The following is a 24152-nucleotide window of genomic DNA, read 5'->3' as shown; positions in this document are numbered from 1 at the left end:
GAGCGCCTGTGCATAAGGGCTTGAAAGCCCGCACTGAAGCGAGCAGAGTTGTACCCATGCCTGATACAGCGAAAGATCAAGAATTCACGAAAAAGCGTCAAAAAACGCAATTCAATTTGTGATAAAGTACCCAAATACCGGAAGAACCAGAATTAATCCTACATTTTACAAACCAACGAATGAATCATCGCATGGAATGCTGGTTCGAGGCCCCGTTCGAATCAAGTCGCCTGTACTGATTGTTCCATTTGAGATGTCATACGATATTGTCCCTGTATTGTTAAACCCGTCAGGGCCGTATCCATTCAGGCGCCATTCAGAACAACGTAACGAAGCGCCCAGCGGGACGTTGCCGTGAACCTTCTGTGAAAAGGCTTCAACATAGTCATAGGTCACATAGGCTACGTGTTGCGTGTCGTCATTTCGTGCGCCGGGAGGGCCATAGACAAACGGGTCTTGAGGAACCTGGCTTAAATAAGCGAGTGGGGTGGTTAAAGCAATCAGTCGGCGGTTGACGGGGTTCAGGTTTGTTCCACCAGAATCGCGCCATAGCGGATAATGGTTGTTGTCCATCCGGTACATTTCTAAAGCGGTGTCCATCGCACGCATGTCTGATACCGCATTGGCTATCTTGGCGCGCATTTGAGCATTCAGAAAATTCGGTACGGCAATCGCGGCCAGAATTCCAATAATCGCCACGACGATCAGCAATTCGATTAACGTAAAACCCTCTTTGTTCCGCTGCATCATAGTTCAATCTCCAAAATAAAAATTGAGTGCAATGGCTCGATGAGTTTGTCGTACGAAGTTGTGTGAGGTAACGAGAAACTGTTGTTTTGTAACGAGCCTTAACTATATAGGTTTGAAAAAAGCAGTCAATCACTTTTTTTAAGTTCACCCGATAAGTGAGTACCTACATTGATGGATGGTCATGATTTTGATTCCGAAAACATATCCCGGCGTATCTATAATTGACAAACCAATTCAGGCATGGGTGCAACTCCGGGAGCGCCTGTGCATAAGGGCCTGAAAGCCCGCACTGAAGCGAGCAGAGGTGTACCCATGCCACATGCAGCGAAATCTCAATTCAATTTATAAAGAAAGTATCCAACTTTACGGAAGAAGCAAATTTAATATGTTTTTTTCTTAGGATTCTGTTAAAGTGGTTTATTACAAAAAAGTCGCGAGGGTATCTTTACTTAATAGATAAAAATGAGAAAAATTAGAATACGGGATTGAATTCGCCACAACAACTTGGACGCAACTTTGTCAGGCAAAATGAATAAACCATCTTCGCACGACGCGGCATTACAACTCGAACACCAGGCGCGATATCGGCTGCTCGCTGAAAACGTCAACGAAATGGTCTCGCGCCACGACGCCGCAGGCGTGTATCTCGACGCCTCGCCCTCCTGCAAAAACGTCTTTGGCTACACCCAAACCGAATTAGTTGGACGCAACGCCTACGAGTTTATCCACCCGGATGATATCAAAGACGTCCAAAGCATCCATGGGCGCCTGCTGAGCGAAGACACCGTCTTTACCGTAGAATACCGTATCCACAAAAAGAACGGCTCGGTCGCGTGGATCGAGACATCCACCCGAACCATTCTCGACCCGCTCGAAGGTGGAGTGATTGAAATCATTTGTCTCTCGCGCGATGTGAGCGAACGCAAACAAGCCGAAACCGCTCTGCGCGAAAGCCAGCAGAGTTTCGCCGCGATCTTCAGCAACATTCAATGCGGCGTGGCTCTAGTGAATGCACAGGGGCAATTCATCAAAGTCAACCGCCAGATGGCAACGATGCTGGGGCGCCAGCCAGAAGATTTAGTCAAACTGAACCATGAAGACATCGCGCTTCATTCCGACTGGAAACACAATCGCTCGATGTTCAGGCGCTTGCAAGAAGGCGAAATTCCGTCGTTCCGAACCGAACAGCGCTATCACCATCGCGACGGCGGCATCTTCTGGGGCGATCTATCGGTCACTCCAATTCCAGCCAGCAATGGCAATGGAGTCGCCTTTGTTGAAATGGTGGTCGATATCAGCGACCGCAAACGCAACGAATATGAACTCAAGTGGGAGTCGTCGCTCAACGCTTCCCTGGCCCGGCTATCAAAGGCAATGATTTCGCAGAACGTCCCCATTCATACGCTGGCCCATCGCGTGTTAGACGAAGCGAAATTACTAACGGGCGGTGAATTTGGCTTCGTGGCGGAAATTGATCCCGTCACGCGCTCGCTCATTAGTTATACCTTGACGGAAATGATGGAAGACGGCTCATGCGAACTCAATGACGAAAATCAACGCATCGTGTTCCCCATCGGCCCGGAAGGCCGCTATTCCTCGCTGTGGGGCCATGCGCTCAACAGCCGCCGTCCGTTCTACACAAACGATGCGACCACCCATGAAGACAGCCAGGGATTGCCTGACGGGCATGTAGAATTCAAGACGTTTCTGGCTGCTCCGGTCTTGTTCGGTGACGAACTCTGCGGCTTGATCGCCCTCGCCCACCGTAGTAGAGACTTCGCGCCGAAACACCTCGAAGCGGCGGTGCGCCTCGCCGAGTTATACGCCCTTGCGCTAAAACAACAGCGGGAAGAAAAAGACCGCCGCCGCCTCGAAGAACAACTACGCCAAACCCAAAAGATGGAAAGCCTGGGCGTGTTGGCGGAAGGCGTCGCGCATGATTTCAACAACTTATTAATGGTGATACTCGGCAACACCGAAATGATGATGCTGTCGACGGAAACGGGGTCATCCGAAGAAGAGAGCCTTCAACTGATCCAAAGCGCCGCGCTCAAAGGCGCCGATCTCACCAAACAAATGATGGCCTACTCCGGCGGGCTTGCTCTCGCGACGCAACCAATTGACTTCAACCACTTGGTTCGCGAAATCACCACAATCATCGAAGCGACGGTCGGCAATAAAATCCGAGTCGCATTGAGTTTGCACAACGATCTTCCCATCATTCAGGGCGATAAGGGCAAGTTGCGACAAGCGGTAATGAACTTAATTAACAACGCAGCGGAAGCCATCGGCGAAGAAACGGGAAACATTAACATCCGCACAGGCGTTTGCGAATTAAAGCCCGATGACTACATCGAAAACTTCATCGAACCTTACACGCCCGACGCACCCGGCGTATTTATAGAAATCAGTGACGACGGCTGCGGGATCGAAGACGACGCATTTGAAAAATTATTCGATCCGTTTTATTCTACCAAGTTCGTTGGCAGAGGGCTTGGGCTGGCGGCCTTAATGGGAATTGTTAAATTACATCAGGGCGCGATTCAACTCACGAGCAAACCAGAACATGGCGCCGCTTTCCGTTTGGTGTTTCCCGTATTGAATCAAACTCTTCTGTAAGTGCTCATAAAAGCAATCTGCCTGACGCGTCGCGCCCTTCTTCTCCGATTCGATTTTCCCGCTTATGATTTGCGTTTATGATTGATCGACTCTATAAAGAAATGAACGCATGAACGAAAACGCAGAACCAACACGTTTGCCCATCGACGTCCCCAGTTATACGGGGCCGCTCGATTTATTGGTGCATCTGATCTCAAAACATGAGATGGATGTTTGCACCATCAATATCGGCGATATTACCGAAGCGTATTTGAAAAAAATTCGTGAAATGGATGAAGCCGACCTCGAAGAAGGCGGCGAATATCTGGTTTTAGGGGCCACCCTGATTCGCTATAAAGCCCGCGCCTTGTTGCCGAAAGATGAAGTCGAACTGGAAGAAGAAGAAATCGACGATCAGATTTTGGAGATGCGCCGACTGGAATATGAGCGCTTTCGCGCCCTGGCGGACGACCTGAAGCTGCGCGAAGAAACAACCGCAACCCTGATCGCCCGCGTCGGCCCGTCGCCGGAGTCGCCAACGGAAGTCCTCGAATATTCTGAAGTCAGCGTGTATGACCTGCACCAGACTTTCAGCAAAATTATCCAGGAAATCGGGGCCTCCCAGACGCGCGTCGTCGAAGGCGAGACTTTTTCCGTCGATGAAAAGATGTTCGAAATTGAAGCCTTGTTATCGCACAATCAGCATCTGATTTTAAGCGACTACTTGCGGACGTTGAAATCAAAATTAGAAATAATCGTCGCCTTTTTGGCGTTATTAGAACTGATCCGCTTGAAAGAAGTCCAAGCGCGCCAGGATTCAAATCATGGAGAAATTGTTTTGGAGAAAGGCGAAAAATACACCAACTCATCAAATGAAGACGACCAAACTGAGGGCCTAAATACAGATGGCCAGCAAGGCAACACCGAACACCAAAAAGATAACCCCAAAGACTCCGGGCAAGGAAACACAGAACATGGAACTGGATAACGATCAATTAGCGGGCATTCTACAGGCGCTTATTTTTGTGTCGGGCGACCCGATTCCCGTCAAACGCCTGGGCGAAAGCCTCGACTTGCCTGACGTCCGCATTCAAGAAGGCTTGGAATATCTCAACACCATGCTTCTTGAAAAAGGCTCCGGCATTCAACTCATGGAAGTCGCTGGTGGATTTCAATTACGCACCCGCCCGATCTATAGCAGTTACGTCAACCGCTATCTCGAACGCAAGCGCACCTTTACCCTGAGCGGCGCGGCGTTAGAAACGCTGGCCATTGCCGCCTACAAACAACCCATCACCCGCGCAGAAATTGAAGCCATTCGCGGCGTAGGCGCAGACGGCGTTCTCAAATCGCTGTTAGACAAGCGTTTTCTAAAAGTCACGGGCGTACGCGAAGCGCCGGGGCGCCCCAACCTGTATGGAACCACCAAGCATTTTTTAGAACACTTTGGCATTAACTCGCTCAAAGATTTACCACCCATCGAGTATATAGAAAAAACATTCTCAAGCGGAGCCGCTGTTGAAGAAGAGGCCGAACCCACTGAAACCGAAATCCCCACAACCGAAACCAACCAGGCGGAAACCGAAGCCGCAGCCGCAGCCGATCCACCCAACGCCGGCCCCGCTGCCGACGATGACCAGCCCAAAGAACATCCGGCTGAATAAACTGCTTGCAGGCCGGGGGCTTTGTTCTCGCCGCGAGGCTGACCGCTGGATCGAGCAAGGCCGCATTTCAATCGACGGCATGGTCTGCCGCGAGTTAGGCGTTAGCGTCGATCCAGACGTTCAGCGCATCAAAGTCGACGGCGCGTTGCTGCCAACCCAGCCGGACGTTATGTATATCGCTCTGAATAAACCCAAGGGCGTGGTCAGTACGCGGCGCGACCCTCAAGGGCGAAAAACCGTGATGAATTTTTTATCGAAAGAAGCCAACGATGCAGGCGTGTTTCCTGTGGGGCGCCTCGATGCGGACTCGGAAGGACTGCTCTTACTCACCAACGACGGCAACTGGAGCCAACAGCTTTTGCATCCGTCGGGCGAAGTGTGGAAAGAGTATCGGGTCGAAACCACAACGCCGCTTACGCAACACCAAATTCGGCGCCTCAAAGAAGGCGTCGTCATTGAAGGACGCCACACCCTTGAGGCAAAAGTGAAACTCATCAAAGAGAGGGACGGTTTTTTTATCGCGATCCGCGAGGGCCGCAACCGCCAAATTCGTAAGATGTGTAAGGTGGTTCACCTGGAAATCTCCCGGCTGCAGCGCATCAGAATCGGGCAAATAGAGTTGGCGGATTTGCCCTCAGGCCATTGGAGACCCTTGAATAAACGGGAAATTGAATCTATCTCTCTGTATACGTGATAAGGGCTGCCCAACCGATTTTCTGGCGAACGACATCCTATCTCACTGAAATAGTAATACTTGCAGCACCCAAGCCAAAAATAGCCGCGTGGATTTTCAGGTCTTTTCTGAATTAATGGATTCTTTCTACGAGAAATACTACTACACTGTGAGCGTTTTGGCTGAATGACGCGGAGGACTGAACGTGGCAAAATCTTTAGTTATTGTTGAATCGCCCGCAAAGGCGAAGACGATTAATAAATTCCTGGGCGACGACTTTGAAGTGGCCGCTTCAATGGGACATGTGCGCGATTTACCTGCGCGCGAACTCGGCGTAGATGTTGAGAACTCATTTTCTCCAACCTACGTCACAACGGGACAAGACAAGACCGTCAAAAAATTGATCAAATTGGCGGAAAAAAGCGACGCAATCTACCTCGCGCCTGACCCCGACCGCGAAGGCGAAGCCATTTCGTGGCACCTGGTTGAATTGTTGCGCGAAGCGGCGAGCGGAAAATCATTTCACCGCATCACGTTTAACGAAATCACCAAAAAAGCCATTCAAGAAGCCATTCAACATCCAACCGAAATCAACATGGAACGGGTCAACGCGCAACAGGCGCGCCGCATCCTCGACCGCTTGGTGGGCTATAAAATCAGCCCGATGCTGACCCGTATGGTGGCGCGAAACAAAAGTTCGCTCAGCGCCGGACGCGTCCAGTCGGTCGCGTTGCGCTTAATCTGCGAACGCGAAGTTGAAGTTCGCGCATTTAATCCCGTTGAGTATTGGACCATCCACGGCGAATTCACAAATAAACAACGCCGCAAACTCAAAGCCGAGTTATTCAAAGTCGACGCCTTAAAAGTCACTCACCTTGGCGAAGACAAGGAAAAAGACGAAAAGAAAAATCTTCACATCAAAACCGAAGACCAAGCCAAAGCGCTGATTGAGGCGATTCAAAAAAACGATTATTCCATCGAGTCGATCAAAAGCCGTAAGCGCACCCGCAAGGCGCCCGCGCCATACATCACCAGTACGCTGCAACAAGACGCGGCCCGTATGTTGGGCTATACCGGCGACCGCACCATGCGCATCTCCCAAGGCTTGTATGAGGGCATCGACATCGGCAGCGAGACCGTCGGCCTCATTACCTATATGCGTACTGACTCGGTCCGGGTGGCGAATGAAGCGATTGCCGGAATTCGCGATCACATCAAAGAGACCTATGGCGAAAAATACCTTCCAAAATCGCCCAATATGTTCAAGTCGCGCAAAAGCGCGCAAGACGCGCACGAGTGTGTTCGTCCCACCATGCTCGACGGAAACTACACTCCAGAAAAGTTGAAATCAAAACTGACGGCGGACCAATTCAAAATCTATAAACTCATCTGGCAACGCTTTGAAGCCTGCCAGATGGCGCCAGCCGAATATGAATCCACCACCATTTCCATTACGGACGGAACTCATGCGTTTCGCGCGGTTGGTTCGGTCTTGATCTTTGACGGTTTTACGCGAGTCTATCACGACCCTGAAGACCAACGCGACCAGTTATTGCCGAAGATGGAAGAAGGCGAAGCCCTCAGCATCAAAAAGGTCGATCCCGAACAACACTTCACCAAGCCGCCCGCCCGCTTCAACGATGCCAGCCTAATCAAACAATTGGAAAGCGAAGGCATCGGGCGCCCCAGCACCTACGCCAGCATCGTCAAAACGCTGGTCGACCGTAAATACATCACCCGCGAAGAAAAGCGTTTTCACCCGACCGATTTGGGCGAAGTCATTAACAAATTATTGGTCGATAATTTCCCCGATATTTTTGAAGTCAGTTTTACTTCTGACATCGAAGCCAAACTTGACGAAGTCGAAGAAGGTAACGTCGAATGGACGACCATTCTAAAAGGGTTTTATGAACCGTTTGCAACGGACCTCGAAAAAGCGCCCAAAGGTATCGGCGAGTCGCTGCGTTCTCTGCAAGAAGAAACCGACCTCAAGTGCAAAAAGTGCGGCAGCATGTTGATGAAAAAATGGGGCCGCACCAGCTGGTTCCTGGCGTGTTCCAAGTATCCCGATTGCGACTATTCGGCCCCGCTGAATGAGCCGGAAATGATCGAGACGGATATCAACTGCGACAAGTGCGGTGCGCCAATGGCGATCCGCCCCGGTCAGTACGGCCATTTTCTGGCGTGTACCGCCTACCCTGATTGCAAAAACACCAAGCCGATCCCAACGGGAATCAAATGTCCGTTAGACACTTGCGATGGAGACGTCATTCAACGGCGTTCGCGGCGCGGCACTACGTTCTATGGGTGCAGCAAATACCCGGATTGCAACTTCGTCGCCTGGGACCCACCCATCAAAGAAAAATGCCCCAATTGCGAATCGAAATTCTTGGTTTATAAAGATTACAAGCGCAAAGGCCCGACCATTAAGTGCCCCGACAATAAAGGGTGCGGTTATTCGCGTGAGGCAGACAAGCCCAACCCGTTGACCAAGACGCCGGATGAAATGTTGCGCAGCATTATGAAGAATCCTCCGCCGGAAGAGAAAAAAGAAGCAGCATCCGACGAGAAAAAAACGCCGTCAGAAGAACAAAAAAAAGCGGTGTAAAAAGTCTATGACTGAGCAAGAGTTCGTCCGTCCGAATGTGACCGCCGATATAGTGATTCCCAATGAGGCGGGCGAAGTCTTGCTCATTAAGCGTAAAAACCCTCCCTTCCAACACCATTGGGCGATTCCCGGTGGTTTTTTAGAAGTCCACCAGGAAACCGTCGAGCAATGCGCTGTCCGCGAAGCCAAAGAAGAAACCGGGCTGGACGTCGAAATTGAGCGCCTGGTAGGAATTTATTCCGACCCGAAACGCGACCCGCGCTGGCATAACGTCACCGCTGTCTACCTCGCCAAACCGCTCAGCATGGAACAAGCAGCCCAAGCCGTTGCGGGCGACGACGCGGCGGATGTGTTGTGGATCAACCCAAAATCCACTGAATTTTCAAAACTTACCATCTCATTCGACCACCCCGAGATCATCCGCAAAGCGCTGGGAATTAAGCCTTAGCCCGACTTAGTCGACAACAAAGTAATGCATTGACTTTACACATAAAATTGTGAGAAACTTCCCTATCTTAATACGGAGACGACAATATGCTGCCGCGACTGATGATCTATTTTTTCGCTCTATTTGCATCACCCCTTGCTTGCTTCTCGTTGGATATAGGAAGCAATCTGCAAATCTTTGTAGATCAAAACATTATCCAAAACCTAACTAATACGGAGTTACGCCTTCATGCGCCTCAACCTGCTGGAGCCGTCCTGCAATTCGACCAACCTTGGGAAGGCCGCTATTGCGGATATGCAACTGTAATCAAGGATGGAGATCAATACGCGCTCTATTATCGGGGTCTCCCTTTAGCGAAATCAGACGGTAGCAACGCCGAAGTCACTTGCCGCGCTGTTAGCGACGACGGAATAAACTGGACTAAGCCCGACTATGGCTTATTTGATATCAATGGTAGCAAACAGAATAATGTAATCCTTGCTGAGACGGCCCCCTGCTCTCACAACTTTTCACCATTTCTCGACAAACGGCCTGATGTTCCAAAATCCGAAAAATACAAAGCACTGGCAGGAACCCAAAATAGCGGTCTTATTGGGTTTATTTCTGAGGATGGGATTCATTGGAATAAGATTCGTGAAAAACCACTCATCACTGATGGCGCGTTTGATTCACAAAACGTCGCATTTTGGTCAGAGTCTGAGAACGTATACGTTTGCTATTTTCGCACCTGGACTCAAGGAGAATTCAAAGGCTACAGAACAGTTAGCCGAACAACATCGCCGGATTTCCTGAATTGGAGCGAACCAGTCGAGATGAACTTCGGCGAACCATTACAAGAACACTTATACACCAACCAAACACATCCCTATTTCCGGGCGCCGAATATCTATATTAGCCTGGCAGCGCGTTTTATGCCGGGACGGCGCGTGTTAAGCCCTGAGGCTTTTCAAAAAATTGGAGGCGAGGCGCAATATTCCGGCGATTGTTCCGATGCGGTTTTACTCACCAGCCGCGGAGGGAACACATTTGACCGAACCTTCCGCGAGGCCTTCATCCGGCCCGGTTTAGGAATCGAAAACTGGAGTTCACGCACCAATTATCCCGCCTGTGGAGTGGTTCCGACGGGTGAGAGAGAAATGTCGTTGTTTATCCAGCGCCGTTACGGTCAAGAAGCGCACTACCTGGAGAGGCTTACCTTACGAACTGACGGATTTGCATCCGTCCATGCAGGTTTTAAAACGGGTGAGATGATTACTCAGCCATTTCGTTTTGATGGAGAAAAACTCTTGATTAATTACTCCACTTCGGCGGCTGGATTGATTCAAGTTGAAATCCAAAACGAAAACGGCGAGTCAATTAAAGGATTCAGCATCGAAGAGTCAACTGAAATCATTGGAGATATGATCAAAAGGCCCGTCGATTGGATCCAGGGAAATGACGTGAGCGCACTTCAAGGGAAAACAATTCGGCTACGCTTTATAATGAAGGATGCCGATTTATTTTCGTTTCGGTTTGAATAACTCATAAAAATATCCCTAAACTTTTCGATCAACTTGCCGAGAATATTGTAGACAACGGCAAAATGCGCCTGAGTCAGCGATCATGGACTGATCGAGACGAAAAAACCAACGCGGCAAGGCTTGGAAATGGATTTCCAAAATGAACCCGGTCTCACTGGACTTAAACGCATACTTCCCCCGCGAGACTTCCCCCGCGAGACTTCTAACGCGCGTTCTTCTAGCGAACGTCGTGCTGAGGGTTCCAGTGCGCCTCGCTCCTCTCAAGATACAGTCGAAATCAAAAGCGATGACAACACCCGCTCTGGTAGTAAACTGACCGAACAAGATCAAAAAGAAGTTGAAAAATTAGAGAAACGCGACGCCGAGGTTCGTACCCACGAGCAGCAGCACAAATCCGCCGGCGGCGGCATTACCGGAGCCATTCAACTTGAATACCAAGTCGGCCCTGACGGCGAACAGTATGCAGTCGGCGGCGAAGTGAGCGTCGATACATCAAAAGAAGAGACCCCCGAAGCGACCATCCAAAAGGCGCAACAAATTCAGCGCGCAGCGCTGGCGCCCGCAGAACCATCAAACCAAGACCGGGCGGCTGCGTCAAAAGCCCAGCGCATGGAAGCGGAGGCCCGCTTGGACCTCAACGAGGAATCACGAGAAAACGCTGGCATTTCTGACCCCACCGTAGATGAAGACGGTGAAACAGAAGAAGCAGAAAACCCCAAAAACGACATCCCGGCGGTAATCCGTAGCGAGCGTACGCCTGAGGACACCATCAAGTCAGCGGACCAGATTCAGCGCGCCGCTTTGTATAGCGGCGAAGTGACCGCCAGCGACCGCTTGGCGGCGACTACTGCGCGCCGTCTTGAAGCCGAAGCGCGTCTTGAATTGTTGGTCAAATCTCAGAATGTCGAAGTCACATTACCAGGACAACTGAATACTGAAGAAGTGGAATTACCGATCGAAAAAGTGAAAAATAACGAGCAAGTTGATATTTTAATCAGCAAGCTGAGTGAGAACTCAGATAAGAGTTCAGATCAGAAATCTGAAGACACTCCCCACATTGATCTCGTCGCTTGATCTGCGTTAGATTCATCCCTTAAACTAAAAGCCATCTCAAAAAAAGCCTTCAAAAGAAGTACCTAGTTAGTTACAAATGACAAGATCATTCTGGCATGGGTGTAACTCTGGGAGCGCCTGTGCAAAAAGGCGGAGCCGCACTGAAGCGAGCGGAGTTGTACCCATGCCCAATACAGTTATGGATCAATAATTTTTGAGATGGATTTTGATTACTATCAAAAAAACCTCGCGTATATTATATACAATCAAACCCAAGCCTATTATTAACAGATACTTATAAACGAAACACTCGTTTCGTTGTTTTTTTTCAAAAAAATTCCAGAAAAGTAATTGACAGCCTGACCAATCTGTATTACTGTACTAATCAATTAGGACACTAATACAGCGAGGCGTCATTATGATCCTAGATATTGACCCATCCAATGGAGTCCCGATCTTCATGCAGGTTGTACAGCAAGTGAAGTACAAAATTGCGACGGGAACTCTCACGTCAGGGGAGCAACTGCCTTCAGTCAGGCAACTCGCTTCAAATCTCCGGGTGAATCCCAATACCATATCGAGGGCTTACACCGATCTTGAGCGCGACGGCGTCATCAAAACGCGCCGCGGTATGGGGTGCTTTGTGGCTGACAATCCGGTCACCATCGAGAAGGCGGAACGCCTTAATCTGGTGGGTCGGCATCTCGACCGCGCGTTGACCGAGGCCTACCACCTGAAAATCGCTTTTGACGAAGTCAACCAATTGCTGCAAGAGCGCAACCGCGTCTTCATGGAAGGGAGAGCGTCATGAACCAGTTAGCGATTGACATCCAACATTGCACCAAAATTTTCCGCCGCAAGTGTGCGGTGCATGACCTCAATTTGCAGATCGAACCGGGCAAGGTTTACGGCCTCGCTGGCGATAACGGCGCCGGAAAAACCACGACGATCAAAATGATGCTCGGCCTACAGCGTCCCACGGAAGGCCATCTCTCCATCATGGGCTTCAGCCCCGCCTGGGAGACCGTACGGCTCAAACGCATGATCGGCTATGTTTCGGAAAATCGCGAAATGTGGCAATGGATGAAGATTCACGAAATCATCTGGTTTACCAAACAGTTTTATCTGGAATGGGACGATCAGCTGGTCGAAAGTACTCGCAACGACATGAACCTCGATCCAGAGGCCAAGATCAAACACCTGTCGCGCGGCGAACGCGCAAAACTGGCGCTACTGTTGGCGATTGGCCACCGCCCTCCCCTGCTGATTCTGGACGAGCCGTCTTCCGGTCTCGACCCGATTGTAAGGCGGGAGATCTTAGAGCAAGTCGTCTCGCTGATCCAAAGCGAAGGGCGCACGGTGTTCTTCTCATCGCACCTGTTGGACGAAGTCGAGCGCGTCGCCGACGACGTGGGCATCATGCACAACGGGCGGCTGTTGCGCAACCAATCGCTGACTTCGCTGAAAGAAAGCGCCAAGCGTATCCGCGTCACCTGGAACGGCGATATACCAGAACGCGAACAACTGAGCGCCGTCAATTGGATCGAAGGAAGCGGACGCGAAGAGTCGTACTTCTCCGGGGAATTTGAAGACGGGGTCTTAGAGCAGTTTCGCGCCTACAAGCCGATTGACTTGCAGGTCGAACCCATGAGTTTGGAAGAAATATTCGTCGAAACCGTGCGGTCCGCCCGGCGGGGAATGTGAGGATGACCATGACCCTCTACTGGAACCAATTCAGAGCGCTGCTTTGGAAAGAATACCGCGAGTGTCGGCCTATCTTCTGGCTGAGCCTGTTGTTCGCGTTCGTCGCGCCGACCTTGTTTTATACACAGACGCCCCGGTCAGATAATCAACATTATTTAAGAGCCATCGGCGGAGACATCACAGCGGCAATTGGCGTTCAACTTTTCTATGTCATTGTATTAGCCTTTGTGTTCTTCTTACCGCTGCTTTCTCGCGAGCCGGAACGAGACAACCTGGTTTGCCTAAACCTGAAACCGGTTGCGCCTGAAGCGCTTTGCTTCATGCAATGGCTGGCGGGATTCGCGTTGGCGATGGTTGGGATTTTAATCTCGGTTTCTTACTCGAACATCATATTCTACGCCGTATCCTTCTGGCAGCTTTTATTGTATGTCGTCTTGATATTCATCGCCGCCAGTTTGTGCTTTTTCACCGCTTCAAGTTTTACAGCGAACCGTCTTCGCAGTTTCGGTTTGCTGTTGTTGGCGGTTCCGGTATATCTTATTTCTCTCAGTTACATTTATGAATTATCACAATTCGGTCAATCCAGGTTTCTGAACGACATCTTGAGTTTTTCAGCAGTGAATCCATGGTTGTCAATCGGGCTTCGCGTCCTTGCACTAGCGGTCGTAGCGTCTGCGGTTCTAAGGTTGCGCATGACAGGCCGATTGAATTACTGGCAGGGATATATTTGTGCGCTGGCGACTTTGCTTGTTCTCTTTTACTTTTCGATGTCGCTCAATATGTCAAACGTCAACGCCAAGATGGCGGCGATAGAAGTTGATGGCAAGATCGTAACCAATGACGGCCTGACAATTGATGAGGCTGATAGAATAACAAACGACCCCATCGTAAAGTGGGCGTATAGACATTTTCCCGCTTCGCCAGCGGCTCATGCTCCTCAAATGCCGAATGGCGATTTGAAGCCATATAATGCTATGTTGATGGGAACAAACACACGGCCCCGCCAAGACTACAACCGACCCTGGGTGATTCCTGACCCGACATTTCAACCGACTCTGTGTGAATTGACGATCAACAAACATGACGAACGGGGCAGATATGAAACCGTTTTATCTGAGCCGCTGATGAAACTGTTTAATCCCCAAAACTTTGACGCTGAATTCAGACAAAAGTTCGAGCGATTTCGCGTGTGGGAAAACCCGAATTCTTGGCAGCTGTATCAATCCCACAAGGGCGGCATCGTTTATTCACGACGGGATTTCACCGTTCACTTGCTTGAGGAATACATCAGGCAATACGGCGGAGATAATCGTGTGTTTCTTGAAATCTGGCAGCCTGACATGGAATTTGTTGATGGCGATTATGTAATCAGAAACGAGCCGTTGACCTATCGCGAGATAAAAGAAAAGTATCAACACTTCTTTGATTATGTCGAACAAAATGGCGGGATGGAATTTACGCAACAACTGTTCAACACAGCGAATGGTTTTTATCCTATCCTCCATTTTCAGGTCAACTTAATTGGGCGCTTCTCGTATGAAGGCGAGCCGCGCTTCACGCCTTTAGAACGGCTAGAGTTCAACTACCGAAAAGGAGACTCTTGGGTCACCGAATCGATCGAAGCCAAACAACCCGGCCTGTTTCCTTCCAATTCGTTTAACGGCAAGTTCAGCGAACTGCCAGTTATGAGAGAGATAAGCCACAATGATGAAAAAATCTATATCTTCGATGAGAATGTTTTAGCCGATGTTAAATCGCCCTTGTTCGAACAATTAACAGACGCTGCTGATACCGCCCGATGGGTTCAATCTGGAAACTTTTGGATTCAATCCCCCCCCGATGGCGTAGGAGACTACTCGCTATTCACCCTAGACGGCTATAACCGAAAAGATGGGGAAGGCTATTTTAGTCTGGAGTGTTTTGATTATTCTGACCCTGCCGTTCTACGCGTCTCGGTCGGTTGTGAAACATTGAAACCACTGCCGGGGCTGCCTGATGGCCGCTATCACCCGCAGGGCATCAACTTCGCCATTGACGGAGACCGACTGGCGGCGGCCTTTTCGAGCCAATGGTCTGAGTATCTTTCGGTGTTTGACATCAGCGACCCGACCCGCATTAAAGAAATCAGCCGCCAAAAGATGCCGCTCACGCGGTCAATGACCAATTGGAAATACAGTGGAAGGTTCTCCCGCTCATTGCGGTTTGAAGATGGGTTTTTGTATAACCACTTTTTCAACAACTTGTTTGTCTATGACTTGAAAGACAACAAGCGCTTTGATCCCTACGCGCGAATCATCATTGACTCAAACATTGAGAAGTTGTGGATTCGCCAAAACGACCAGGGCGAGCGCTCGGTGGTATTTATGGGAGATTCACGCTTGTCACAATTCAGCCTGGGGGCAAACCAGTCGCTTAAGACAGAAGGCGCTCAAAGCGTTGATGTGTATAACCTGCCTGGATTTTCAGCAATTCAAAAGGGATTACTCGGAACAAGAGACTACAAAGAAGGAGGCGAATCATGAACAGCAAAATTGAATACGCGCTGATTTGGAAAGAAGTGCGCCAATCTGGTCCCATCGTCGCCGCCTTCTGTCTGATGTCGCTGATCATCGTGGCCTACTTGAGCTGGCTTCACAACTATTCGCCGCAGCGCCTGACTCACTACACGCTATCGAGTATCAGCGAGTGGCTTCACTATTATATCTTTTTCATCTCGCTGGGTTTGGCGTATCTGATGGCGGCGGGAAACCGCATCCTGGAAGCGAATGACAACCTTGAGGCGTTTTTGTTCATTCGCCCCATTGAGCGTTTTACGCTGCTGCGCGTTTATTACTTTGTTGGCTTAGCGGGCGTTGCGTTGTGGTTTATTGTGTTTTTCATGTTCGTTTATTTGTTCTTTGGCAGCGAAATCTTCACGGTTTTCATTAACCGAAACTATGACGCTTTCAACACAAACTTTGGGTTGCTAGTTTGCTTGGTTGCCATGTTTATTGGGCATGGCGTGTCATTTAGCGTTTCTATGATATCTCCGTCATTAATCACAACCAGCGTTGGATATGTGTTGAGTTTAGCAACGGTAATTGCGGTCTTTATTCTATCTATGCAGCAAAGGACAGAGACGTTTCCTGTTTATCTCACAGCGTTTTTCTTGCGGTTTATGTTACCGCTTGCATCGGTGGGAATTCTAGCTGCTTTCCTGGGGCTAACGATTGTCTATTATCAAAAGAAGCAGGTGAGGTAAGAATGCCCTGCTTCTTTGAAAAAAAGATGAAACAAAATGACGGTTGGGTCGTTTTATACTATATGTACTTAATATACGGGTGGGATAGTAAACCAAACAGCAAGATCAACCGTTAAAACAAGTAGGCTCGTTGTGTGAGCAATTCACACGACGAAACCTCTCTTTCCGATTTAGGCTTCGGGCGGCCATGCGCCGCCCACTTTTTTATTATACCAAACAGACTTCAAAATAAAACTCTACCAGAAAAAAGAACCGCTTTATTCTGTTATATTATACCCGCCAACCAACGCAGAGGTGTAAACAATAAATAAAACAATGGGCTGATGCAATAGTAGGTAAGAACCAACAATACCAAATAAATTATCTTACGTTGAAAGAAAAGAACCAAGAACAAAACCGTTGCAATAAAAACAAAGATGCGAACTCCAAGTAGAAAAATAGCCCACCCTGGTATCTTCGAAATCTCTTTAATCAGTAAAAACGCATACATATTGATCGGCGCCATACAGATTGCAGTCAATACTGACGCGCCCAAATCGAGTTTCCACTCAAAATTCCAGGCTTTGTCCAGTTCGCAGTAATTGGTCAACAGCGCTGCAACAAATAACGTTGTCACGGTCTGAAGAAACCCCACAAAAAAGCCTGCGGTTTGATTGAGCGTCGGCATGGGGAGCACAAACGCATCCGGCCCAAGAAAGTAATAGCGGCCTCCCGCGAGAAAGGCGATGACAATTACGACGCTTGTTATCGCTTTGACTAATTTATATTGCGGGAAAACATACTTGCAATGCGAGCAATCTCTAGCGCCCTTGAGAAGTTCCGCGCCGCACTGAGGGCAAGCGATTCGTTTTAATACGCGGCTCGACGCGATGGCGTCATTGAATATATCATCAGGGATCGAGTGAGCACCCTCGGCGTCGGGGTTGTAATCGACGCGGTCGAGTAGTTTCTTGGCTTCGGCATGATTGGGGTCGATGGATAGCGCACGTTGAAGTTCCTGATGCGCTTCTTCATACTGCCCCATTTTAACAAGGCAATAGCCGATCTGATAGAACAAATTGGCGTTATCGGGCGACTCATTCACGAGCGGCCGTAGCGCAAGCAGGGCTTTGGGGTAATTGCCTTTTTGAATCCAAAAGTCCGCAGCCTCTTGGCCGCTCATTGGCGCAGGCATCGCAGTCAACTCTCCTCGTTGTCCATTTTAAACCATCACAATTGGCGATACGTTATCTGAAATAGTATGGCCCAAAGAGGGAAATGTCTAATGGTTAAACTGATTCATGTTTTGAGTCTCTTCGTTGTTACATTTGTTCTCGTGTTCCAGTCCCATTCCCAACCAAACGCTGAGTTTGAAGTTGTGTTAGAAGATGTTGTGGCTTCACTCGATCAACCGGTTGCTGGAACCCACGCAGGCGACGGCAGCGGACGGCTGTTTATTCTTGAGCAAAAGGGAAAAATTCGCATCATTGAAAACGGCGCCTTGTTGGACGAACCATTTTTGGATATCAGCGACCGGGTCGAAGTCAATTCAAATGGCTACGACGAACGCGGCTTGTTAGGAATGGCGTTTCACCCCAATTATAAAAGCAACGGGCGCTTCTTTGTGTACTACACCGCCCCCAGTCAACAAAGCGGAGCGAATAGTACATCGGTCGTCGCGGAATATTCGGTTTCGGATTTTAGCCCAAACGTAGCGCAGTCGTTTGAAGTTCAACTGTTAACATTTTCACAGCCGCAGTTTAACCACAATGGCGGCCAGTTGGCGTTCGGTCCCGATGGAATGCTCTACATCGCCAGCGGCGACGGCGGCGGCGCCAATGACCAGCACGGCTCCATCGGCAACGGGCAAAACTTAAATACGCTGTTAGGTAAAATTCTTAGAATCAACGTCGATGCGCCAGACGGCAACTTGATCCCAAGCGACAACCCGTTCGTCGGCGTGGACGGATTAGACGAAATCTGGGCGTATGGGTTGCGCAACCCCTGGCGCTTCTCGTTCGACCGCGAAACCGGGCGACTGTTCTGCGCGGATGTCGGGCAAAACCGTATAGAAGAAATTAACATCATCAAACGCGGCGGCAACTATGGCTGGCGCATCATGGAAGGCAGCGATTGTTTTAATCCAACCAATTGCAATTCAGAAGGGTTGGAACTGCCCATTGCAGAATACAACCACGCGGCGAACCGCATTTCCGTAAACGGGGGATATGTCTATCGCGGGCGCCAGTTCAGCAGCATGATCGGGCAGTATATTTTCTCTGATTATGCGGGCGATTTTTTTGCGCTGGAAGAAACCGCGCCTGACAACTGGCTGTTGAAAGAGGTATCCTGGGAACTCGCAAGCGGGGCGCATCCATCGATTGCGATCACATCGTTCGTCGAGGATGAAGACGGTGAATTGTACGTGCTTTACGCCATCGGTAACCTATTCAGCGCACCGGGGCGGCTTGCTCGGGTGACCGTGCCCGGCGATGCGCCCGCCTCGGCTCATGACTGGCAACTGTATCATTCTAACGAATGAGGAGATTGCAATGAAACACGCACCAGGATTCTTGAAACTCGTCCAAGAATCAAAAAAACGCGTCGTCGAAACTAACGTCGCTGAAGTCAAACAGCGCATGGACGCGAGCGAAGAATTTGTTCTAGTGGATGTTAGAGAAGATCATGAATGGGACAACGGGCGTCTGCCCCAGGCGATTCATCTTGGCAAAGGCATCATCGAACGCGACGTTGAAGGCAAGCTTCCCGATCACGACCAAGAGATCATATTGTATTGCGGCGGCGGTTATCGTTCGGCGCTGGCGGCTGACGCGTTGCAGCAGATGGGGTACACCAACGTCAAATCAATGGACGGCGGCTTTACTGGTTGGAAAAACGCCGGACTGCCGATTGTGACGGAGTAAGATCGCCTAGTTACAAGCCATCTCTAAAAACTTGATCATTCACTGTTTGTTGCATGGGTTCAACTCCGCTCGCTTCGGTGCGGGCTTTCAGGCCCTGATTCACAGGCGCTCCCAGAGTTGCACCCATGCCAGAGTTGGTTTGACATTTTTTAAAGTTGCTACTTTTTCATAATCATTTTTATTGAGATGGCTTCTTATAAATCGACATGCCCTATTCACCCCCCTTTTTGTAAGGGGGGAAGGCGCCGCAGGCGTCAGGGGGGATCACCGCGTTGTCTCAAAGGCTGTCCGCTTCGCGGCTTTGGCTCACCACCCGCCTTTTCCTACTCTGCTTTTTCACTTTTCACTTCAATATGAAACAGCGAAGCGGCGACGATGAGCAGCTCGGCGCCATCGGGGAGGTCGCCATAAATGAACTCAACTTTATTCACAATTATGGGGCGCTCTAGTCTTGCCTCCCTAATGCACAAGCGGCCGATGATCGAATCGTCTTGTTCATTTTTCGCATTGAGATAAACAAAACGCCCATCATGTCTAGGCGTTTGAGTGGAGTTTCCGTTTATCGTATTTCCTACATTCCAACCATAGGGCGTATAGCCCACTGTCTGACGCTCTCCATCCTCAGAGTAAAAACAAATATAAGATTGCCGCGAGTGAAAATTGGATTCGGATAAGCAGCAAGCAATACTCGCGCCGCTGACCGTCAATGGTTCGTCTAAATCAATTGTCATTGCATCGCCTGTGCGGAGCACAACCACTTTATCATTCGGGTTGGTTGTGAGATCAATGGCGCCATTCTTTTGATCGAGAGTGAATATAGCCCATTGATTGAAGCCTGCGTTGGGCTGAACTGACCACGGGTTCTTGTAAGTCGCATTGGCCTGAGCCTCAATAGGTAACGAATAGAAATGATATTCAGGCGAATGGTATTTTTTCATACTCACTCCCCACAACACTACAACGAATGGCATTGCAGCGACGCCAACCGGAGCGAGTAATGGCTTGTACCACTTCGCGCAACCAATCAGCCCCGGCAGCAATGCGATGATAAACAGCGTTCGTAGTTTCATGATGGCCTCCCTTAACACATTGTTTATACATGAACTATATTTAAGAATAATACACATGTACACTAACTGTCAAGAGCATTTTTCCAAAAAAAAAAAGGGCGCAGCACGCTGCGCCCCTACTTTGAAATGATTAGAAAACTCAGAGACTTACGGATTGCCGCGGACGGCGTTCTTTTTGATGCGGTCAGCGTTAGAGAGAACCTGCCCTTGCTCGCGCAAGGTTTTGAGCAGCGCTTCGGTGTCGATCTGCTGCACGGAGACGCCGTTTTCTATCGCCATCTTGGCGGCGACGCCCGCGCTGTGGCCTAACACCATGAACACCGGCTCCATGCGGATGCTGCCGAACGCCATGTGTGACGACGACAGGCACACAGGGACTAACAAATTCGCGCACTCCGCTTCTTTGGGGCGGATACAGCGGTAGGCGATTTCGTAAGGGCCTTTGGGACCGACCTCAACATCGCCTTCATTCTCTGCGAAGCCGCGATCATTGATGAAGCGCTGGACGTTGTGGGAATCCATATTGTAAGACCCCATCCCGACGGAGTCTTTTTTGGTCAAGTTTTCCTGGCAATCATGTTGACTATGAACGTGATCGCTAATCATGCGGCGCGCCTCGCGAACATACATCTGATGAGGCCAGCCGCCATTGTCGGTAAATTCATCTTTTGCCGGGCCCCAATTGTTGATCCATTCCTGAATATGCTTGGGCACATCGGGATGCGTTGAGTAAAAATAAAACAGGCCTTGGGTGTAATGCAAATGGTCCAGGTAAATTTCTTCGCGTCTGGCGTAATCGGCTTCGGGGTAGTCCCAATTCATGCCGATGTAATCGGTCGATACGGGGCCTTTGTTGTTGATATCGGTTTTGTTATTAGGCATCAGCGACCAAATGAATAACTCGTCGATTTTCGCGTCCGGCTTTGCTTTCAGATAACGCCGCAAGAGTTCGTACGTCCACGGGTCATAGTTTGGCGGTTTGGGATACGGCAAGCGGTTGTTGGGGTCACTGGAAAAGCACAAGCGCAGATTATAGGCCTGCACCATTTTGTCGGCGCCGCCAATCTCACCGGGGTCGTGCGTACCAACCAGCGGGATCACGCTGCCATCATCCGCGTAGGGCGACACATCAACGTCAAATTGGTGATAATGGGTATGTTCCGCGCGGCCTGCCAGCGACTCGCCGTATTGGTCGCGGCCTTCCCTTCCCCAAGCGTATGAGACGCCAGCCTGAGCCATCAGGTCGCCTTCGTAGGTCGCGTCCATGAAAATGCTAGCGATGAAGATGGAGCCGTCTTCGGTTTTGATGCTGGTGATGCGGTTGCCGTCTTTACCAACGGACGCGAGGCGCTTTTGGTAAAAGACATCGACCTTGGCTTCGTCGAGCATTTCTTTCAGCGTACGTTCTGCGACGCCCGGCTCAAACCGCCAGGACGCGTCCTCGCCGTAGTGTTTTCCCAGCCGCTGATAAAACTCGCGGGAATAGCCGCCGATGACGCTTGAGTCGCCGACATCGGTGCGACCCAGCCCGCCGGAGGTCAAGCCGCCGATGTGGTCGTAGGGTTCAATCAGCGCGGCATCCAGCCCCTCGCGAGCCGCCGCAACCGCCGCGATGGCGCCGCCTGCTGTTCCGCCGTAGACCACAACGTCGTACATCTTCGCCGTCGCAGAGAAAGCGGGAAATGACATGAATGCGCTTAATAACACTAGAGCGAATGATTTAAGTAATTTCAACATAGAAAACCTCTTCCAATTAGAATGTCCTTATTATGGAGAAAATTTCGCGAGGAATAAAGTGACCGCAAAAAATCTGACGAAATCATAATGGTATGATATACTGTAGATATTAAATTCAACGGGTGAGGTCAACATGAAGAAGATAGTATTCGGTCTTTTGGTTTTTGTCCTTTTAATCCCTGGGGTGTTTGGACAGGAGATTGAGTTTGAACATGTTTGGCGGGGTTACCTTCATTTTACTGACCAACACCCAATGTTAAATCTTACAGTGGATGACGATGATCTTTATGTGTTAATGAAATATGAATCATTTCATCGAGAAATTGAAGAAGTGAATTTTTCTCGGTATGACATTTCAAGCCCTAACGAATGGGAAGATTGCCAACAAAGACAGAATTGCATTCCACAATTTTGTAATCCAGGCCAATCATGGCGGTGTGGGTGGAATATAAGTTATTTGCCCCAATATAAGCCAATAGACCCAAAATTAAAATTAACGAATGCGATCCACGTTATAGATGAGACAATTTTTTTGCCAGACAATTCTGGAAGCGCTTATGTTTTTAATAAAGAACTAAATTATTTGGACCATATTTCAGATTTTCATTTGCCGGAACTATCAAACAAATCAATCATTGTGAATAACCAAAAAGCCTATTTCCCGATCAACCTATTTAACCATATTTATATTGATGCGCTGATTCTCGACACCACCATCGTATTGTTTTCTGATACGAAATATACCGTTATCGGCAAAGATGAATTATCGCAATTAGGACCTGATGCGCGTCATACAACCTATGACAGGCCTTTAACACAAAATGGATATAACCGTTATGACTTTATTCCACTTGGAGGTGATTATTTTGTTTTATTTGATGGAAAAGCAGCCTCCAATGCGATCATACAAACATTCCGTACAGGGAAAGCGAAGGCATTTTCATACGTACCATTAAGCAAATACGAGACGCTAATTAAAGAAACGGAAAATACGCCTAGAGATAATAGTGTATATACGCTAGAGCATAGCGGGTTATCCTATTACATACATAAGTACGCGATTCATGGGCTTGAACCCAAAAGCGCGGTTGATAGCGGTTGGGAAATGTATGAGTAGGCAATCAGCTCAAATTGGTGGGTTAAGAAACCACTCTACTGCGGATAAATGATGCGTTTCAAGTAGCGTAGCGAGACCTGCCTGCGGCAAGCAGGCGAGATTGCTTCGCTTTGCTCGCAATGACACCAAAAGAAGGTTATCGTGATTTCATATTGCTCTCGTTTTATTCTTTCCTGTCAAATTCCCCATTTTCTAAGAAGTGAATGACCTGCTGAATGACTTCTTTATTTCGCATCATAAATGGATGAGTCACCGGAAGGGCAATATGGTCCTTCATCCCCTCCAACTTGGTATTCTCAACCGTAACTTTGCCGTCATCTTTACCAGGCAGCATGGTGGAAAGAATTAGATTCATGCTTCGCGTCCCGGCAATAATCCCCACTTCGAAATCAGAAGGCCCCAGCTGGTTCGGAACGCTTTTTTTATCTGTGCCCAGCTGCATTCCCGCTTCGCCGTTAATCATTTTGAAGCAATAAAGCCCTTTGAGTTTATCAACCACCTGGCTGCCTTTATTGGGCGGCCCCAACATGACAACCCGGCCTAAGTTTTCAATGGAATGTTTATTGAGATAATTTCGGACTAAAATCCCTCCCATCGAATGAGTAACAAAGTGAACTCGAGTCGCATCGGTTGGGCTTTTCACCAACGCGTTTGAAATTGCCTCTTCCGCAAGCGTTTCAATGTTGTCTTGGGTCGATGGATATCCCTGGTTGATGGTGTGATAGCCTGCTTTGTTCAAAGCGGTTTCAATTTTAGACATAGAAGCGCTGCTTCTTATCAGTCCATGAAGCAGGATGACGCATTCTTTGCTTTCTGCATAAGAAGAATGCATCAAGAGCAGCAGTGCGATACATATTCGTAGATACATTTGTTCCCGGCTCCTTTATCAATTCATCATCAATAATTATGGTTCTTCCGTAAATTGGATACTTTATTTTAATAAATTGAATTGAGATTTCGCTGCATGTGGCATGGGTACAGCTCTGCTCGCTTCAGTGCGGGCTTTCAGGCCCTTATGCACAGGCGCTCCCAGAGTTGCACCCATGCCTGATTTGGTTTGTCAATT

20 protein-coding genes are annotated in these 24152 nt (G+C 49.1%); 15 read left to right on the top strand and 5 right to left on the bottom strand.

The features are described from left to right. Positions 1 to 165: 165 nt before the first annotated feature. A complete protein-coding gene (locus tag P9L94_06335; GenBank protein MDP8243680.1) occupies positions 166 to 750 on the bottom strand; it encodes a prepilin-type N-terminal cleavage/methylation domain-containing protein in 585 nt (194 codons plus the stop codon). Between the two features lie 528 nt (positions 751 to 1278). Between P9L94_06335 and P9L94_06330 the strand changes: the two genes are divergently transcribed. The 12 genes from P9L94_06330 (at position 1279) to P9L94_06275 (ending at position 16259) form a co-directional block, all read left to right on the top strand. After that, a complete protein-coding gene (locus tag P9L94_06330) occupies positions 1279 to 3369 on the top strand; it encodes a PAS domain S-box protein (protein ID MDP8243679.1) in 2091 nt (696 codons plus the stop codon). 109 nt (positions 3370 to 3478) lie between these two features. Beyond that, the gene (locus P9L94_06325; GenBank protein ID MDP8243678.1) at positions 3479 to 4336 is read left to right on the top strand and encodes a segregation/condensation protein A; all 858 of its coding nucleotides are present in this window, start codon (positions 3479 to 3481) and stop codon (positions 4334 to 4336) included. Next, positions 4323 to 5012 carry an SMC-Scp complex subunit ScpB gene (gene scpB, locus P9L94_06320; GenBank protein MDP8243677.1) on the top strand — a complete coding sequence of 230 codons (690 nt, stop codon included), beginning with the start codon at positions 4323 to 4325 and terminating at the stop codon, positions 5010 to 5012. The genes P9L94_06325 and scpB overlap by 14 nt, the downstream gene beginning before the upstream one ends. Then, the gene (locus tag P9L94_06315) at positions 4981 to 5706 is read left to right on the top strand and encodes a pseudouridine synthase (protein MDP8243676.1); all 726 of its coding nucleotides are present in this window, start codon (positions 4981 to 4983) and stop codon (positions 5704 to 5706) included. The genes scpB and P9L94_06315 overlap by 32 nt, the downstream gene beginning before the upstream one ends. A gap of 184 nt (positions 5707 to 5890) precedes the next feature. Next, positions 5891 to 8293 (top strand): type I DNA topoisomerase, encoded by a 2403-nt coding sequence (gene topA, locus P9L94_06310; GenBank protein MDP8243675.1) that lies wholly within the window; start codon positions 5891 to 5893, stop codon positions 8291 to 8293. Between the two features lie 7 nt (positions 8294 to 8300). Beyond that, positions 8301 to 8741, top strand: coding sequence for an NUDIX hydrolase (locus P9L94_06305; GenBank protein ID MDP8243674.1), 441 nt, complete (start codon positions 8301 to 8303; stop codon positions 8739 to 8741). Positions 8742 to 8827: 86 nt separating this feature from the next. Beyond that, a complete protein-coding gene (locus P9L94_06300; protein ID MDP8243673.1) occupies positions 8828 to 10261 on the top strand; it encodes a hypothetical protein in 1434 nt (477 codons plus the stop codon). A gap of 126 nt (positions 10262 to 10387) precedes the next feature. After that, the gene (locus tag P9L94_06295) at positions 10388 to 11335 is read left to right on the top strand and encodes a putative metalloprotease CJM1_0395 family protein (GenBank protein MDP8243672.1); all 948 of its coding nucleotides are present in this window, start codon (positions 10388 to 10390) and stop codon (positions 11333 to 11335) included. A gap of 397 nt (positions 11336 to 11732) precedes the next feature. Further along, positions 11733 to 12125 carry a GntR family transcriptional regulator gene (locus P9L94_06290; GenBank protein MDP8243671.1) on the top strand — a complete coding sequence of 131 codons (393 nt, stop codon included), beginning with the start codon at positions 11733 to 11735 and terminating at the stop codon, positions 12123 to 12125. Next, entirely contained in the window at positions 12122 to 13018 is an 897-nt protein-coding gene (locus P9L94_06285) for an ABC transporter ATP-binding protein (protein ID MDP8243670.1), read from the top strand. Before P9L94_06290 ends, P9L94_06285 begins: the two co-directional genes overlap by 4 nt. A 2-nt stretch (positions 13019 to 13020) precedes the next feature. Beyond that, positions 13021 to 15540 carry a hypothetical protein gene (locus P9L94_06280; GenBank protein MDP8243669.1) on the top strand — a complete coding sequence of 840 codons (2520 nt, stop codon included), beginning with the start codon at positions 13021 to 13023 and terminating at the stop codon, positions 15538 to 15540. Further along, positions 15537 to 16259: a hypothetical protein gene (locus P9L94_06275; protein MDP8243668.1), complete on the top strand. Its 723-nt coding sequence runs from the start codon at positions 15537 to 15539 to the stop codon at positions 16257 to 16259. The genes P9L94_06280 and P9L94_06275 overlap by 4 nt, the downstream gene beginning before the upstream one ends. 265 nt (positions 16260 to 16524) lie before the next feature. On the opposite strand, the gene P9L94_06270 is transcribed toward P9L94_06275, so the two are convergent. Further along, on the bottom strand, positions 16525 to 17433 hold the full coding sequence (locus tag P9L94_06270; protein MDP8243667.1) for a tetratricopeptide repeat protein: 909 nt from the start codon (positions 17431 to 17433) through the stop codon (positions 16525 to 16527). A 90-nt stretch (positions 17434 to 17523) separates the two neighbouring features. On the opposite strand from P9L94_06270, the gene P9L94_06265 reads away from it, so the two are divergent. Continuing rightward, a complete protein-coding gene (locus tag P9L94_06265; GenBank protein ID MDP8243666.1) occupies positions 17524 to 18780 on the top strand; it encodes a PQQ-dependent sugar dehydrogenase in 1257 nt (418 codons plus the stop codon). Between the two features lie 10 nt (positions 18781 to 18790). Beyond that, complete coding sequence (locus P9L94_06260; GenBank protein MDP8243665.1) at positions 18791 to 19162, top strand: rhodanese-like domain-containing protein; 372 nt, start codon at positions 18791 to 18793, stop codon at positions 19160 to 19162. Between the two features lie 323 nt (positions 19163 to 19485). Here P9L94_06260 and P9L94_06255 read toward each other — a convergent pair whose 3' ends face one another. After that, entirely contained in the window at positions 19486 to 20232 is a 747-nt protein-coding gene (locus P9L94_06255; GenBank protein MDP8243664.1) for a hypothetical protein, read from the bottom strand. 147 nt (positions 20233 to 20379) lie between these two features. Then, a complete protein-coding gene (locus P9L94_06250; protein MDP8243663.1) occupies positions 20380 to 21969 on the bottom strand; it encodes an FAD-dependent oxidoreductase in 1590 nt (529 codons plus the stop codon). 133 nt (positions 21970 to 22102) lie between these two features. Between P9L94_06250 and P9L94_06245 the strand changes: the two genes are divergently transcribed. Then, complete coding sequence (locus tag P9L94_06245; GenBank protein MDP8243662.1) at positions 22103 to 23086, top strand: hypothetical protein; 984 nt, start codon at positions 22103 to 22105, stop codon at positions 23084 to 23086. Between the two features lie 163 nt (positions 23087 to 23249). On the opposite strand, the gene P9L94_06240 is transcribed toward P9L94_06245, so the two are convergent. Next, complete coding sequence (locus P9L94_06240; protein ID MDP8243661.1) at positions 23250 to 23954, bottom strand: hypothetical protein; 705 nt, start codon at positions 23952 to 23954, stop codon at positions 23250 to 23252. Between the last annotated feature and the right edge of the window lie 198 nt (positions 23955 to 24152).

The organism is Candidatus Hinthialibacter antarcticus (assembly GCA_030765645.1).
GTDB lineage: Bacteria > Hinthialibacterota > Hinthialibacteria > Hinthialibacterales > Hinthialibacteraceae > Hinthialibacter > Hinthialibacter antarcticus.
The sequence above is the reverse complement of the archived record's forward strand: the minus strand, read 5'-3'. Positions and strand labels throughout refer to the sequence as shown.